Origin of the sequence: Thalassospira lucentensis MCCC 1A00383 = DSM 14000 (genome assembly GCF_000421265.1) — a bacterium.
In the GTDB taxonomy this organism is placed as follows: domain Bacteria; phylum Pseudomonadota; class Alphaproteobacteria; order Rhodospirillales; family Thalassospiraceae; genus Thalassospira; species Thalassospira lucentensis.
In genome coordinates, this window is sequence record NZ_ATWN01000006.1 from 60,697 (window position 1) to 76,873 (window position 16,177).

Genomic DNA, 16,177 nt, shown 5'->3' on the forward strand with positions numbered 1-16,177 from the left:
ATGCACATGCATCTGCTTAGCGATTGGATGTTCTTGCTGTCAGTCGGCAAGCGACCGTGCAATGACCATCCGCTGAATGTCAGATGTGCCTTCGTAAATCTGGCACACCCGCACATCGCGATAGATGCGCTCCACCGGGAAATCTTTAAGGTAGCCATAGCCGCCGTGAATTTGAATGGCGGCGGAACAAACTTCTTCGGCGATTTCGGATGCAAACATTTTGGCCATGCAGGCCTCGGTCAGGCACGGTTTATGGTCATCGCGCAGTTCGGCGGCGCGGTGCACCAGCAAACGGGCGGCATCGATTTTGGTCGCCATATCGGCCAAGCGAAAGGCTACGGCCTGATGCTCCATGATTTTTTTGCCAAAGGTTTCGCGTTCATTGGCGTAATCGCGCGCGGCCTCAAATGCTGCGCGGGCCATGCCAACCGATTGCGCGGCAATGCCGATGCGGCCACCTTCAAGGTTTGCAAGGGCGATTTTATAGCCCTGCCCTTCATCGCCCAGCATGTTTTCCGCAGGAACCCGGCATTCAACAAAGGTGATCTGGCAGGTGTCCGAGGCATTTTGCCCCAGCTTTTCCTCGACCCGCGACACCACGTAACCCGGCGTATCGGTCGGCACAATAAAGGCGGAAATCCCGCGCTTTCCTGCGTCCGGATCCGTGACGGCAAAGACGATGGCAATATCGCCCTCACTGCCCGATGTGATGAATTGCTTGGACCCGTTGATCACCCAGTGATCGCCATCGCGCACCGCACGGGTTCTAAGGGCACTTGCGTCTGATCCGGCCTGTGGCTCGGTCAGGCAAAACGCACCGATCTTTTCGCCCTGCGCCATCGGCACCAGGAATTTCTGCTTTTGATCTTCGGTGCCAAATTTCAGGATCGGCATACAGCCGACCGAGTTATGCACCGACATAATGGTCGATGTTGCCCCGTCGCCTGCGGCAATTTCTTCGAGGGCCAAGGCATAGGCGACATGATCCATGCCCGCCCCACCATAACTATCTGGGACCAACATACCCAGAAAGCCAAGCTCGCCCAGACCGGCAATCGCCTCGGCCGGGAAGGTATGGTGGGCATCCCACTTGGCGGCATTGGGTTTGAGTTCATTTTCGGCGAACTCGCGCGCGGTGTCGCGCACCATGATCTGATGATCTTCCAACCGCATGGCGGCACGTACCCCTTCCCTTTACTTGGGCGAAAGCACCGGCCATGCGATCAGATAAAAGCATTCAGCCGGGCCTAAAGCCCCTGAACAAATTCTTCTTTGGCATCATCATATTGCCAAAGAATGCCTTCTTTCATGCCGTACCACCACCCATGCAGGTGAAGGTTCCCGGCATCGACCCGATCCTTGATGAAAGGAAAGGTCATTAGATTATCCAGCGAATTGCGGATCGAATGGCGCGAGACTTTGTCGACATCCGGGCCATGATGCAGGCAACATTTCGCCATACTGACCCATTCGCCGATAAAGTCACGTTCGGGCACCTTGCCAGCCTCGCCGTGCTCGACCAATGCCTCCATCCCGCCACAGCCGGAATGCCCAAGAATCACGATATCCTTGACCTTAAGATCGCGGACCGCAAATTCAATCGCGGCTGACGTCCCGTGATAGTTTTCATCGGGCTCATAGGGCGGGACAAGGTTGGCGACGTTGCGCACGACAAACATCTCACCCGGCTCGGCATTGGTCAGGATCGCCGGATCAACGCGCGAGTCTGAACAGGCAATCAAAAGCACTTCGGGCTTCTGGCCCATGTTGACCAAGTCTTCGACGCGTTCAGGGCGCTGCTCATAATACATCGCCTTGAAGCTTTTAAACCCGGCCAGCATCCGGTCAACGGTCGGCTTTGACATCGCGCGAACTCCCCTGTTTTGATCAATCACTCTGCCGACAAAATAGGGGGAATTCGCACAAGTTGGTAGCCCCAAACGCAACTTTTTAGAACGGATTTAATCTGCGTTAAATAAGCTCAATCGCAACGGCCGTGGCTTCCCCCCCGCCAATGCACAGTGATGCGACACCTTTGGTCCCGCCATGGGTTTTAAGCGCATGGATCAAGGTCACCAGCAACCGCGCGCCCGTCGCGCCAATCGGATGGCCAAGGGCACAGGCCCCGCCGTGCACATTAACCTTGCCATGATCAAGCTCAAGATCACGCATCGCGGCCATGGCGACAACCGCAAACGCCTCGTTGATTTCCCAAAGATCGACATCGCCGACCGACCAGCCGGTTTTATCCAGAACCTTTTTGATTGCGTCAATCGGGGCGGTGGTGAACCAGCAGGGTTCCTGTGCATGGGTCGCCTGCCCGGTGATTTTGGCAAGGGGTTTAAGACCCCGTTTTTGGGCCTCGGACGCGCGCATCATCACCAAGGCCGCTGCCCCATCGGAAATCGATGCCGAATGGGCGGCGGTGACTGTGCCGTCCTTGGCAAAGGCCGGACGCAGGGTCGGGATTTTTTCCGGTTTGGATTTTGGTGGTTGCTCGTCGGCATCAATGGTCACATCACCCTTGCGCGTGGCATAGGTCACCGGGGTGATTTCATCGTCAAAATGCCCGGCCTTCGCCGCATCCTGTGCGCGGGTCAGTGATGTGATGGCGTAGTCATCCTGCTCTTTGCGGGTAAATCCGTATTTTTCCGCGGTCGCCTCGGCAAAGGTGCCCATCGACCGGCCCTTTTCATAGGCATCTTCAAGCCCATCAAGCGCCATATGGTCATAGACCATGTCATGACCGTATTTATGGCCCGACCGCATTTTGGACAGCAAAAATGGCGCATTGGTCATGCTTTCCATGCCGCCAACCACCATGACATCGGAACTGCCTGCGGCCAGAATATCATGGGCAAACATCACCGCCTTCATGCCCGATCCGCACATTTTATTGATCGTGGTGGCCCCTGCTGCACGCGGAATACCGGCATGCCATGCCGCCTGACGTGCGGGGGCCTGTCCCTGACCGGCGGGAAGCACATTGCCCATGATGACTTCGTCAATGTCATCGCCGGACACACCACCGCGCTCAAGGGCGGCCTTGATCGCGACACCGCCAAGCTCGGCGGCGGTAACCGGGGCAAAATCACCCTGCAAACCGCCCATCGGGGTGCGGGCACAGGAAACGATGACGATTGGATCAGACGTATTCATGATATTTATCCTGTTGTCTTTAGGTCTTAAGCGGTTTCGCCAAACAGTTCGCGGCCAATCAGCATGCGCCGTATTTCACTGGTCCCCGCCCCGATTTCATAAAGCTTGGCATCGCGCAGCAACCGGCCCGTGGGGTATTCGTTGATATAGCCATTGCCCCCCAGCGTCTGAATCGCTTCAAGCGCCATCCATGTGGCCTTTTCCGCAGCATACAGGATCACACCCGCCGCATCCTTGCGCGATGTTTCGCCGCGATCACAGGCCTTTGCAACCTCATACACATACGCCCGGCAGGCATTCATCGTGGTGTACATATCGGCCATTTTGCCCTGCATCAGCTGAAACTCGCCAATTGCCTGACCAAACTGTTTGCGTTCGTGGATATAGGGCACGACCACGTCCATGCAGGCGCGCATGATCCCGGTGGGGCCTGCGGCCAAAACCGCCCGTTCGTAATCAAGGCCGCTCATCAGAACGCGCACACCACCATTGAGCTGACCAAGGATGTTTTCTTCGGGGACTTCGCAATCCTGAAAGACCAACTCGCAGGTGTTTGAGCCGCGCATGCCCAGTTTATCAAGCTTTTGCGCCGTCGAGAAACCCTTGAAACCCTTTTCGATAATGAAGGCGGTAATGCCCTTTGGCCCGGCTTCCAGATCGGTTTTGGCATAGACCACCAGTGTGTCCGCATCCGGGCCGTTGGTGATCCACATTTTATTGCCATTAAGGATATAATGATCGCCTTTTTTCTCAGCCCGCAGCTTCATTGACACCACGTCCGATCCTGCCCCCGGCTCGCTCATGGCAAGTGCGCCGACATGTTCACCACTGATCAGTTTGGGCAGGTATTTTGCCTTCTGATCGGCGTTCCCGTTGCGTTTGAGCTGATTGACGCAGAGGTTCGAATGCGCGCCGTATGACAGAGCGACCGAGGCTGAGGCGCGGCTGATTTCTTCCATGGCGATGACATGTTCAAGGTATCCAAGGCCAGTCCCGCCGTCTTCTTCGGAAACCGTCATGCCCAGAAGGCCCAAATCGCCGAATTTGCGCCAGAGATCGTTGGGAAACGCGTTCTTTTCGTCGATCTCGGCGGCGCGCGGTGCGATTTCAGCCTCAGCAAAGGCGGAAACGGTTTCGCGGATCGCATTTGCGGTCTCGCCAAGATCAAATTTCAATCCGGGAAATTCGAAAAATGCCATGGTATCTATCCTGCCCTGAGTACGGTTTGATTATTCGTTTAAAATGAAGAATGCACCGAATTAGTCATTTTCATGCAATAATTCAGGCGGCAGCTTCATCACCTTAAGCGTCTGAAGTGCGGTCGTGCACAACACCGGTTTTTCATTCCTCATACCAAAGATATCGATACGGGTGACAATGATCGACCGACCGCGTGAAACAACCTCGCCAACGGCACGCAATTCATCGCCCAAACCGGGTGCAACGATGTTGAGTTTATATTCAATCGTCAACATCCCCTGATCGGCCTCAACCAGACTCCATCCGGCAAAGCCCCCGGCAATATCGGCCAGACCAGCAATCAGGCCTCCGTGGAAAAAGCCATTGTGCTGCACCAGATCAGGACGGGTCGGTACAACCACCTCCACCCGGCCCGGTTTGACGTCGGTGATTTTCGCACCAATCGACAGATTGTAGGGCTGCTGGGCAAAACGATAGCGGACTTCGGCATCGTAATTGGGGTTTTGCGGTTCGAACTGTGCCATTCGCGATCCTGATGATAAAGCGATGCACATTTTTGAATGCACCGGGATATGACGCAGCTCTGTTGTAGTTAACGTTTACGTTAACGTCAAATCAAATCCGCATAGAGATGCCGATTTAATATTTACGTCTCAAACCCCGGAAAATGATGGCCTGTCACCCCGCACACAAATGCCACGACTTCACGGCTTTGAACCAAAAGTAACGACCCGCAGCAAAAACCGATGCCACCGGTGCACCGATGCCCGGAAAACTCTGAATCTAGTTGGTGTTTTCGCCCCAGCGTTTGATCCCCGCCTCAAGCATGTCGTCCATTGCACCGTCGGACACAAGCTTGAAGACGGCCTTGGATATCCGCCCGCGCAACGACGCGGTATTGCATTCTGAGTTGTGCGACATGGTCAGATACAGACTTTCTTCGCTGACCGCCACCGGATAGCTCCGAAGGTTTGTGATGTTTTCACGTGCGGCATAGGCCTTGCCGGGGAATTCTTCGTAAATCAGGTATTCAGCACGATTGTGCGACAGCATTTTTAAACCCTGATCGAGGCTGGGAACTTCGCGAATGGTAAGGTTTTCGTCCGCATAGGTATCAAACGTCTGACCGAAGCTATTGTTGATCACAGTCAGGCCTTCGAGCCCGACCAGATCGGACCATTGGCTATAGCGCAAATCCAGATGGCTTTCGGTCCAGATGACGGTTCGGGTTCTTTGAAAGGGCGGATAAAAATAATCCATATATTCAAGGCGGGGCGTGGTCAGGAATGCGCCAGCAATCATATCGATTGAACCATCGCGCATGTTTTGTTGCACACGTCCCCAGTTACCTGTGTGGATTACTTCGATCTCAACACCGGCAAGCTCACCGACACGTTTAAGGAAATCAGCAGCGGCCCCATCAAGTCTGCGCCCGTCTTTTGCCCGCCAAAGATAGGGGGGATAATCGGGATTCCCGGATGCCAGAAGATGCGCACAATCGCGCGTCTCATCGGCAGATGTGACAAAATGGCCTGCTTTGTCGTGCGCCCGTACGGCGCCGGGAACAAGCACCCACACCATCGCGCCGAGTAATATGATCGCCCACCTCATGGGACATGAACTCCTGTGTCACCCATTAGCCATGAATGGGCATCGTATTAATATGTGGGATGACGTCCGGAAAAGTCCACCCGCAAGGATAGGTTCAAAGCTTAATTTTTAGGATCTCTGCCATCGCAGACAGGCCACAAACACGAAAAGGGCCGACTGTTTCCAGCCGGCCCTTTGGTATCTTTTGTCCGTCGCTATAGGGGGGTATCCCGCCTATAAGATGTCAGCTTAGGCTGAACGACGTTTCATGCCCTGGTTGCCACCGCGACCTTCGCTGCGGCCTTCACTGCGACCACCTTCTGCGCGACGCGGACGATCATTGAAGTCACGGCGTGCGCCGCCATCACCGCGGGCACCGTCACGACCGGCACCATCACGATTGCGGAAGTTCGCAGCGCGTTCAGCACGCGGCTTGTCTGCACCGCGGCGTTCGCCACCATCACGACCGGCACCGGCATCACGCTGGCCACCTTCGCCACGCGGGCGGAAGTTACCACCGCGACCGGCACTGCGGTCTTCACGATCACCGCGCGGGGCACGATCATCATTGTCGAAACGCGGTTTGCGATCGGCACGGAATTCACCGCCATCACGGCGCGGACGATCAGAGAAATCACGACGTGCGCCATCGCGGGCACCATCACGGCCCCCATCGCGTGCACCATCACGACCACCGAAACCACGTGCTGCGCGTTCACCCTGAACACCATCACGGGCACCGTCACGACCGCCGCCGAAGCTGCGACCACGACCGGCATCGCGACCACCGTCACGACCGCCATCGCGCGCACCATCACGGGCTGCACCGTCACGACCACCGCCGAAACCGCCGCGACCGCGACCGGCATCACGACCACCGCCGAAGCCACCACGACCACGACCAGCATCACGACCGCCGCCAAAGCCACCACGACCACGACCGCCATCACGACCACCGCCGCCGCCAGCCGAACGGGCCGGAGGAGCTGCATGGAATTCGTGATTTTCGTCGATGGCAATTTCCTGTTTGATCAGGCGTTCAATGTTGCGCAGCAAACGAATGTCACGCGGTTCACAGAACGCAATGGCAATCCCTTCGGCACTGCCACGACCGGTACGACCGATACGGTGAACATAGCTGTCGGAATCCTGCGGCAGATCATAGTTCACAACGTGGGTAATACCCGGAACGTCAATACCACGGGCCGCAACATCGGTTGCGATCAGAACCGGGAACTGGCCATTGCGGAAATTGCGCAGGATTTTCTGACGGATGCGCTGCTGTTTATCACCATGGATGGCATCGCTATCAATGCCTTCATCGCGCAGCTGGAACGACAGTTCGTCAGCATCTGCCTTGGTTTTGGTGAAGACCAGAACGCGTTCGGTATCATCACGTTTAAGAATCTGAACCAGAAGCTTGGTTTTGTCGTGACGTTTCACGAACATACCAATCTGGGTCACACGCTCGGTGACACTTGCCTGCGGTGCGGTTTCAACCTTGACCGGATCGCGCAGAAGACGGTCGGTCAGATGTTTGACTTCTGCTGGCATGGTTGCCGAGAACATCACGGTCTGATGTTTGTGCGGCAACTGCTGTGCAACAGTCAGAACGTCTTCGGAGAAGCCCATGTCAAGCATACGGTCGGCTTCATCAAGGATGAAGACTTCGACGTCGTCGAAACGGATCGTATTACGCGACATGTGATCAAGCAGACGACCCGGGGTCGCAACCAGGATGTCAACGCCACGGCGCAGTTCCTGAATCTGCGGGCCCATCGGGGAACCACCGAAAACAACAGATGAGAAAAGGCGGATGCCTTTTTTGAAATCACGCAGACACTGGCCAATCTGGGTTGCCAGTTCACGGGTCGGCGCAAGGATCACTGCGCGCGGCTGGCCCGGTTTTGGACGCTGCGGATTTTCAGCAAGACGCTGCAGCAACGGAAGGCAGAATGCAGCGGTTTTACCGCCACCCGTATGGGAAATACCCATAAGGTCGTGCCCTTCGAGAAGTGCCGGGATCGTAGCAGCCTGAATTTCAGTCGGTGCGGTGAAACCGGAAGCTTCAACATTGCGCAGCAGGGGCTCGATAAGCTTGAGCCCTTCAAAATTAGTCATAAAAGGAATATCCTTACGTTATCCGGTGGCGACATGTTAACGCCAATGATGCCTGCTCAAACGCAGTCATGACCGGTAACGCGGCAAAGAAGCCACTGCGTCGGACCCTGCAAGAGAGGCAAATGATGTGAGGCCACAACGTCATCACGTTGTAACCACCCTCCTCGCCTTTGATACAGTTCCTGACAGCTGATTCTGTCTTTGCAAGCGAAGGAATGAGCCGGGTGATACAGGCCCTTTGAAACAATGTCAATCAAAGCCAACGCCGATCAGCCATGCAAAAACGCATTTGGACGTAATATATCTTCGAGAATTAACTGTTCTGTTTACAATTCATGGTCCCATAATCGTTATGTGACATGTGCTTAACAAGGGGACGGACATGCGATTTCGTGTTGTGACGGGGATTTTTTCAATCCCGGCAATTTGTCTACTGACGCTGCTGGCGATTATTTTCACGGTTGCGCTTAATTACCAGACCAGCCTTCGGAACGGGAAGTTCGAGCAGATTTCGCATCTGACCGAAGGGGCGGTCACAATCGTCGATTCTTATGTTGCCAAGGCAAAATCAGGTGAGATGAGCGAAGCCGATGCCAAGGCAGCCGCCCTTGGTATCCTCAATGCGTATCGCTTTGACGGTGCCAACTACATCTTTGCCAGTGACTATGGCCACTGCATGGTTCTTGATCCGCTGAGCCCTGAAGACGTTGGCAAATGTAATCCCGACAGCAAAGTGCGCACCATGATCGTCAAAACGGCCAAGGCCGGTGGCGGGATCATCACCTATGAAACCAAGAAACCCGGTGAAGGTGACAGACTGATTGAAAAGGCGGCCTATATCCGCCCGATCAAGGAGTGGAACTGGGCGCTGGGGGCTGGCGTTTATATGGATGACGTACAGTCGGAATTCCTGACCATCATGCAGCGTATTGCGATTATTTCGGTGATCGCCATCGTGATTGCCGGAATTCTGTCGTGGATTGTCGGCACCCGGATCACCAGAAGTATCGTTGGCCTGAACAGCAGCATTCGCACCATTGCGGATGGCGACTATCAGGCACCGGTCGAAACCGAATCGCGTTTCGTTGAAATTGGCGACATGGCGGCAGGTGTTCTTGCCCTGCGTGATAAATCGGCTCAGGCGCAGCAACTTGAAGCCGATGCCGCCGTTCAGAAACAGAAATCCGAACAGGAACGCCGGTCGAACATCCGATCCATCGCCGAAAAACTTGAAAGCGAAGTCGGCGGGATTGCAGGTGCGGTAAACACGTCGGTAAAACGCAGTAACGACCTTGCGATCAGCATGGCGCACAATGCCGATGGTATCCTTGGCCAAAGCCAGCAGGTTGCATCGGCAGCCGGCGAGGTTTCGCAAAACGTTGACGCGGTTGCGGCCGCGACCGAAGAGCTTTCATCCTCGATCACGGAAATCAACATTCAGATTTCCCAAATGTCGAACACGGTGGAACGTGCCACCAATGAAAGCCAAAGTGCGTCAAACGATGTCGCGGGCCTTTCCGATACAGTCGACAAAATCAAGGAAATCATTGGCCTGATCAATGATATTGCCGGTCAAACCAACCTTCTGGCGCTAAACGCAACGATTGAGGCGGCGCGCGCGGGCGAAGCGGGCAAAGGCTTTGCCGTGGTCGCAAACGAGGTCAAAAACCTTGCGACCCAGACCGCAAAGGCAACCGACGAAATCGCCGCCCAGATCAACGATATCGTCGATGGCACCGAACGCGCGGTGACCGGCATTTCACGGGTTTCAGAAACCATTGAACAGGTCAGCGGTGCCTCCACCGCGATTGCCGCTGCCATTGAAGAACAAGGTGCGGCGACACAGGAAATTTCGGGCAATGCCAACCGCAGTGCGGATGGTGTTAAGCAGATTTCCCAAAGTGTCGATGAAACCATGAAGAGTGCGCAAAGCACGACCGGAGATGCCACCGAACTGAAATCGGCATCCGAAGAGCTTTCGAGCCGTTCGGCCGAACTGACCCAGATCATCAAGCGGTTCTCAAGCGATCTGATCAAACAATCGGAAAGTTAAGTCCGTCGGACGTCTGACATCTTGACGTTAAAGGGCCGGTCTTTTGCAAGACCGGCCCTTTTTTCGTGACGTGCTCTACATGCTGCGGGGGATTATTCGGCAGGCAAATCGTTTTCGCGGCGGAATGTATGGGCCGGATAAACACCGAGAATGCGAACTTCATGCGAGAAGAATTGCAGTTCTTCAAGCGCGTGGCGCAGGCCAAGCTGTTCGGGATGGGCTTCGACCTCGGCGAAAAACTGCGTCGCGGTGAAGTGGCCCTCGACCATATAGCTTTCGAGCTTGGTCATATTGATGCCGTTGGTGGCAAATCCGCCCAGCGCCTTGTAAAGGGCGGCCGCCACGTTGCGCACCCGGAAGACAAAGCTTGTCACAACCGGGGTGCCGTCATTGGCGATATTGAGCGGATCGCGGGCCAGAATGATAAAGCGCGTTGTGTTGTGTGCGGCGTCTTCGACTTCGGTGCGCAAGATATCAAGGCCATAAATCTCAGCGGCCAGTGCCGGAGCAATCGCGGCAATCGATTTATCACCAAGATCAGCGACTTCCTTGGCACAGCCCGCCGTATCGGAACCGACAACCGTATTCACCCCAAGTTCTTTGCGCAATTTGCGGCATTGGCCCAGCGCATGAACGTGGCTGCGAATTTCCTTGATTTCTTCGATTCTGGTTCCCGGTACGGCCACAAGGGCGTGATTGATGCGAAGGAACGTCTCGCCAATGATGTGCACACCCGACTCGGGCAGAATGTGGTGCACATCGGCCACGCGCCCGGCGAGTGTGTTGTCAATCGGGATGACGGCCAGTTCAACGTCGCCGTCTTCCAGTGCACTAAAGGCGCCTTCAAAGGTCCGGTAGGGTACGGTTGCGGCCCCCGGAAAGGCACGCCGGGCAGCCTGATCGGAATAGGCCCCGTGCATTCCCTGAAAAGCGATCCTTTGTTGCGCGGTCATCTGGTTGTTTCCTGATACGTCAAAAGTGTTTTCGTCACGAACTTCAAGTATTTGGGATAGAAAACCCCAATTACGCGCCCAGCACAAGGCGTGCGCGTTCAAGGTCTTCGGGCGTGTCCACACCCAAGGGCACGCCATCGACCAATGCGACAGCAATCACCATGCCATTTTCAAGGGCACGCAACTGTTCAAGCCGTTCGCGTTTTTCAAGTTCGGCCGGGGGCAATGCGACAAAACGATCAAGGGCCGCACGGCGATAGGTATAAAGACCGATGTGATGATACAGCGGGCCATCACCAAACGGTGCGGTCGCGCGGGTGAAATAAAGTGCACGTGCGACACGCTGGCCGTTAAAGGCAACGACGGCTTTGACCACGTTGGGATTGTGGCGTTCTTCTTCGCGTTTGATTTCAGCCGCCAGCGTTGCGATATCGACCATCGGATCATTGAGCGGTTCAAACACCGCCCGGATGTCATCGGGCGAGATCGTCGGCAGATCGCCCTGCACATTCACAACTGCGTCATATGTGCCATCGGGATCGAATGTCTGCAGGGCCTGATGGACGCGGTCCGAGCCGCTTGGCAAATCGGGATCGGTGAGAACCGCGATGCCGCCCGCCGCCTCAATGACATCGACAATTTCCTGTTCGGCACAGGCGACCAGCACCGGGCCGATTTCGGCCTCCATCGCGCGGCGCCAGACCTGCACAATCATCGGTTCACCGCAAATGTCGGCCAGCGGCTTGTTGGGCAGTCGCATGGACGCCATACGGGCAGGAATAACAACAACAGGATTGCGCGGCGTCGACATTTTGGAACTCCGGTCAGGCAGCAGGGCCATATAGTTAGCCACATTTTGATTTCGCGCAAAGCATGCATGTTGCGCAAGATGCCAAAACATGGCTGTGAATCGGCGGGACAATAGCCGGTTTCAGGGAATAGGCAAAAGACAGAATCGTTTTTGCGGCAATCACGCGGGCCAATGCCCAAAATTGTGCTAGACGAAAGTCTACTGCTTTTTGTTTTCGCCTTTATGTTTAAGAAAGGTTGATGCAAATCTCTGAAACGTATAGTTTCCCACCGATCAGTTTTGCCTGCTGTCACATGCGTGTTGCGTAAATTGGCGCAACACTAGGGGGACGCATGGGCAATCTGGTCTATATTATATATAAAAAACCTGAGAGTGATTAGGCTGTAACGGGGTCCCGTCATGAACACGATGGAAATCAACAAGATCGTCGCCGGCGTCATTTGTGCCGTGCTTTTGGTCATTGTTGTCGGAAAGATTGGTGGCGCACTTGTCCATCCCGATGAACTGGAAGAAGCGGTTTATCCCTTCTCCGAAGAACTGATGGCGGGTGCCAATGCGCCTGCTGCGGCGCCAAGCGCACCAGCAGGACCGGAACCTATTCTTGCCATGCTGGCGTCTGCCGACCTTGGTGAAGGCGAGAAAGTTTTCAAGAAGTGCGCATCCTGCCATGATGCCGAGCAAGGCGGCCCGAACAAGGTTGGTCCGAACCTCTATGGTATCGTTGGCGCGAACTTCGCGCACAAAGATGATTTTTCCTATTCCGGCGCCATGGCCGACCATGGCGGTCAGTGGGGCTTTGCCGAGCTGAACGAGTTCCTTTACAATCCGCGTGGTTACATCGACGGTACGAAAATGGGCTTTGGCGGCCTGAAAAAAGCATCTGACCGCGCAAACGTCATTGCCTGGCTGAACAGCAAGTCTGACAGCCCGATGGCCTATCCGGATCCGGCGGAAGCCGCAGAAGCAGCCCCAGCTGAAGACGCGGCTGCACCGGCAGAGGATGCTGCGCAATCAGCCCCGGCTGAAGGCGACGCAGCAGCCCCGGCTGAAGATGCGGCAGAAGATGCGGCAGAAGATGCGGCACCGGCAGAAGGTGATGCAGACGCCGCGCAAGGCGACGCAGCACCGGCGCAGTAACCGGCATTAAACTGGACAGATTTTTCTGATCAGACATTGATTTTTTACAGGGGACAGGTAACTGTCCCCTGTTTTCGTTTCAGGGCCGGTTTTGGCCCTATCTGATCGCGTCTTTCTTGCCGATTTGGACGCCGCGCCATCAACCATCACAGGGATGTGCCTTCATGGAAGATCTCGAGCCGTTTCTGACCATTGCCCACAAACTGGCCGATGCCGCCCGCCCGGTCGTGCGCAAATATTACCGCACCCCGGTTGCGGTTGATGTGAAGGCCGATGACAGCCCGGTCACCATTGCCGACCGCGAAGTCGAACGCACCATGCGCGATATTCTGGGTGCCGAGCTTCCTGATCACGGGATTTTGGGCGAAGAATACGGTCGTGAGAATATGGACGCAGACTATGTCTGGGTGCTTGATCCGATTGACGGCACCAAGTCGTTCATTTCCGGCAAGCCAAGCTTTGCTACCCTGATTGCGCTTTGCCACAAAGGCAAACCGGTTCTGGGCATCATTGATCAGGCGATCACCGATGAACGCTGGGTCGGCGTCATGGGACAGGCCAGCACCATGAACGGCGATGAGATCAGTGCGCGCGACTGCGAAAACCTTAAATCCGCGACCTTCTTTACCACCGCACCCGAGCTGTTTCGCGGCGATGCGGCCAAGGCCTATGACGCGGTATCGCGCACATGCCGGGTGCCGATGTATGGGGTGGATGCCTATGCCTATGGGCTGACGGCCCTTGGTTTGGCCGATACAGTGGTTGAAACCGGGATGCAGGCGTATGATTTCTGCGCCCTTGTGCCCGTGGTTGAAGGGGCTGGCGGGGTAATGAGTGACTGGTCAGGCAACCCATTGACCATGGAGAGTGCCGGGGACGTTATTGCCAGTGGCGATGCGCGGTGCCATCACGATGTTTTGGTCACGATCAAAGCCGCAATGGCCTAACCTGGCCTAAGCTGACCTAAGCACGTGGCCTGATTAATTTCTGCGACCCGCCAACTTGCAACCTGCCATCCGCCCAACAGGAGCCCCGACAATGACCAATTCACATCCGTTTCTGGCCATGGCGCACAAGCTGGCCGATGTCGCCCGGCCTGTGTTGCAAAGCTACTACCGCAAGCCGGTGGAAATTGACGTTAAGGGTGACGCAAGCCTTGTCACCATTGCGGACCGGGAAATTGAACGGGCGATGCGCGACATGATCAATGCCGAGCTTCCCGATCATGGGATTCTGGGCGAAGAACACGGATCGGAAAACCTTGATGCGGAATATGTCTGGGTGCTCGACCCGATTGACGGGACCAAATCGTTTATCGCCGGCAAGCCGAGCTTTAACACCCTGATTGCGCTGTGTCAGAACGGCAAACCGGTTTTGGGATTGATCGATCAGGCGATATTGGATGAACGCTGGATCGGGGTTACCGGGCAGGCCACCACGCTGAACGACAAACCGATCAAAGCGCGCGCCTGTGAACATTTAAAAGATGCCACCATTTTCACCACTGGACCGGATCTTTTCATCACGCCAAAGGCCATTGCCGGATATAAAGCGTCATTTGGGGCAGCACGCCATCCAATTTACGGCATTGATTCATATGGCTATGGCCTGATTGCCATGGGGTTTGGCGATGTTTTGGTCGAGTCTAACCTGCAACCCTATGATTTCTGTGCCGCCGTGCCGGTTATTGAAGGGGCTGGCGGGGTGATTACCGATTGGGATGGCACGGCATTGACCATCAACAGTGGTGATCTGGTAATTGCCAGTGGTGATGCGCGGTGCCACGGTGAAGGGCTTGATGTGTTGCGTGCTGCGACCGCCTAACGCCTTCCGCCGCCATCACATTACCCGTTTGAACCTTTTGGTGTTTGCGCCGATTTGGGGCATCATTATGTGATGAACCAATCAGTTAGGCGCAATCATGTTTGAATGGGTGATCATCCTTTTCCTGGGATCGGGGCTGATATACGGATTGCAATCGCGCCGATTACAACGGCGCAGCATTTCATCGCCGATGGTGATGGTGCTTGCCGGGGCGGTGATTGCCCTACCACTTGGTATCTGGCACGAAGCGCCATTGGCCCCGCTGGCCGATCGCATTCATTTCGCCACCGGCTTTGCCGAAATGACGCTGGCGATTATTTTGTTTCTCGATGCCGCCGTGCTTGATTACCGCAAGGAACGCCCGGCATTGCGCCTTGCCAACCGGTTGCTTTTGGTCGGATTGCCGCTGACCATCGGGGTGACATGGGCGTTTATCATCGGGATTGATCCAACGATTGGCATTTTGCCCGCCCTTATTCTGGCCCTGATTGTCAGCCCGACCGATGCGGCCCTTGGCCAGCCGGTTTTCGAAAACAAAAAAGTCCCCGATGCGGTGCGCCAGGGCATTAACATCGAAAGCGGTTTGAATGACGGGCTGGTGTTGCCGGTCTTTACCACCGCGGTGTTGTTTGAGGCCGAATTGCTGGGCGAAGGGCCCGGCAACTGGATCCGCGAAGCGGTGATGGAAATTTCCATCGGGGCCGGGGTTGGTATTTTGACCGGGATCGTCATTGGTTATGTGGTTAATCATGCGGTGACCCATCGCACCATTCTCGATCGGTTTGAACGGCTTTTGGGGGTGTTATCGGCCCTGTTTATCTACTTCCTGTCGGAAAAGCTTGGCGGCAACGGGTTTGTTGCGGCCTTTGCCGGGGGATTGGCGCTTAACATCACAAGCGACAAGGTGCGCGATGCGATTGAAAGCTTTGGCGAGGCCGAGTCAGAGCTTTTGACCATGCTGACCTTCTTTATCTTTGGCTTGTTGGTTGTCCCGGCGGTTTGCGGGCTTTGGACGTGGCAAATGGTTATTTTCTCGGTCATGAGCCTTGTGGTTTTGCGGCCCGTCTGTGTGTGGATTTGCATGATCGGCAGCCCCTATTCATTGGCCGAAAAGCTTTATATCGGCTGGTTCGGGCCACGCGGGATTGCCTCGATCATTTATTTGCTGATCATGGCCACCATGATTGACCCGACCGGGCATGAGACGATCTATGCCGCGGTTGTGATGATTGTCTGTATCAGCATCATCGCCCATGGACTTAGTGCCGCCCCGCTGTCGCGCGCGCTGGTGGCGCATCTGGCACGCACATCAAAATCATCCTGATATTT

Annotated in this window: 14 protein-coding genes; 5 read left to right on the forward strand and 9 right to left on the reverse strand. The window is 55.5% G+C overall.

What is annotated here, in order from left to right:
* Positions 1–39 precede the first annotated feature (39 nt).
* The 7 genes from K355_RS0113270 to K355_RS0113300 all read right to left on the reverse strand — a co-directional run bounded on the left by K355_RS0113270 (position 40) and on the right by K355_RS0113300 (position 8,070).
* Positions 40–1,173 (reverse strand): acyl-CoA dehydrogenase, encoded by a 1,134-nt coding sequence (locus K355_RS0113270; protein ID WP_022732637.1) that lies wholly within the window; start codon positions 1,171–1,173, stop codon positions 40–42.
* Positions 1,174–1,247: 74 nt separating this feature from the next.
* Positions 1,248–1,865, reverse strand: a complete 618-nt coding sequence (locus tag K355_RS0113275; RefSeq protein ID WP_022732638.1) for a carbonic anhydrase — start codon at positions 1,863–1,865, stop codon at positions 1,248–1,250.
* Between the two features lie 106 nt (positions 1,866–1,971).
* Complete coding sequence (locus K355_RS0113280) at positions 1,972–3,159, reverse strand: acetyl-CoA C-acyltransferase (RefSeq protein ID WP_022732639.1); 1,188 nt, start codon at positions 3,157–3,159, stop codon at positions 1,972–1,974.
* Between the two features lie 26 nt (positions 3,160–3,185).
* Positions 3,186–4,358, reverse strand: coding sequence for an isovaleryl-CoA dehydrogenase (locus K355_RS0113285; protein WP_022732640.1), 1,173 nt, complete (start codon positions 4,356–4,358; stop codon positions 3,186–3,188).
* 60 nt (positions 4,359–4,418) lie between these two features.
* Entirely contained in the window at positions 4,419–4,883 is a 465-nt protein-coding gene (locus K355_RS0113290; RefSeq protein ID WP_022732641.1) for a PaaI family thioesterase, read from the reverse strand.
* A gap of 259 nt (positions 4,884–5,142) precedes the next feature.
* Positions 5,143–5,970 (reverse strand): substrate-binding periplasmic protein, encoded by an 828-nt coding sequence (locus K355_RS0113295; protein WP_028791588.1) that lies wholly within the window; start codon positions 5,968–5,970, stop codon positions 5,143–5,145.
* 228 nt (positions 5,971–6,198) lie between these two features.
* Positions 6,199–8,070 (reverse strand): DEAD/DEAH box helicase, encoded by a 1,872-nt coding sequence (locus K355_RS0113300; RefSeq protein ID WP_022732643.1) that lies wholly within the window; start codon positions 8,068–8,070, stop codon positions 6,199–6,201.
* Between the two features lie 382 nt (positions 8,071–8,452).
* Between K355_RS0113300 and K355_RS0113305 the strand changes: the two genes are divergently transcribed.
* Positions 8,453–10,123, forward strand: a complete 1,671-nt coding sequence (locus tag K355_RS0113305) for a methyl-accepting chemotaxis protein (protein WP_022732644.1) — start codon at positions 8,453–8,455, stop codon at positions 10,121–10,123.
* 92 nt (positions 10,124–10,215) lie between these two features.
* On the opposite strand, the gene K355_RS0113310 is transcribed toward K355_RS0113305, so the two are convergent.
* On the reverse strand, positions 10,216–11,076 hold the full coding sequence (locus tag K355_RS0113310) for a prephenate dehydratase (protein ID WP_022732645.1): 861 nt from the start codon (positions 11,074–11,076) through the stop codon (positions 10,216–10,218).
* A 70-nt stretch (positions 11,077–11,146) separates the two neighbouring features.
* On the reverse strand, positions 11,147–11,887 hold the full coding sequence (locus K355_RS0113315) for a 3-deoxy-manno-octulosonate cytidylyltransferase (RefSeq protein ID WP_033368879.1): 741 nt from the start codon (positions 11,885–11,887) through the stop codon (positions 11,147–11,149).
* Between the two features lie 399 nt (positions 11,888–12,286).
* On the opposite strand from K355_RS0113315, the gene K355_RS0113320 reads away from it, so the two are divergent.
* The 4 genes from K355_RS0113320 to K355_RS0113335 all read left to right on the forward strand — a co-directional run bounded on the left by K355_RS0113320 (position 12,287) and on the right by K355_RS0113335 (position 16,172).
* A complete protein-coding gene (locus K355_RS0113320) occupies positions 12,287–13,024 on the forward strand; it encodes a c-type cytochrome (protein ID WP_022732647.1) in 738 nt (245 codons plus the stop codon).
* 164 nt (positions 13,025–13,188) lie between these two features.
* Positions 13,189–13,971 (forward strand): histidinol-phosphatase, encoded by a 783-nt coding sequence (hisN, locus tag K355_RS0113325; protein WP_022732648.1) that lies wholly within the window; start codon positions 13,189–13,191, stop codon positions 13,969–13,971.
* Between the two features lie 91 nt (positions 13,972–14,062).
* On the forward strand, positions 14,063–14,848 hold the full coding sequence (locus tag K355_RS0113330) for an inositol monophosphatase family protein (RefSeq protein WP_022732649.1): 786 nt from the start codon (positions 14,063–14,065) through the stop codon (positions 14,846–14,848).
* A 97-nt stretch (positions 14,849–14,945) separates the two neighbouring features.
* Positions 14,946–16,172: a cation:proton antiporter gene (locus K355_RS0113335; RefSeq protein WP_022732650.1), complete on the forward strand. Its 1,227-nt coding sequence runs from the start codon at positions 14,946–14,948 to the stop codon at positions 16,170–16,172.
* Positions 16,173–16,177 lie beyond the last annotated feature (5 nt).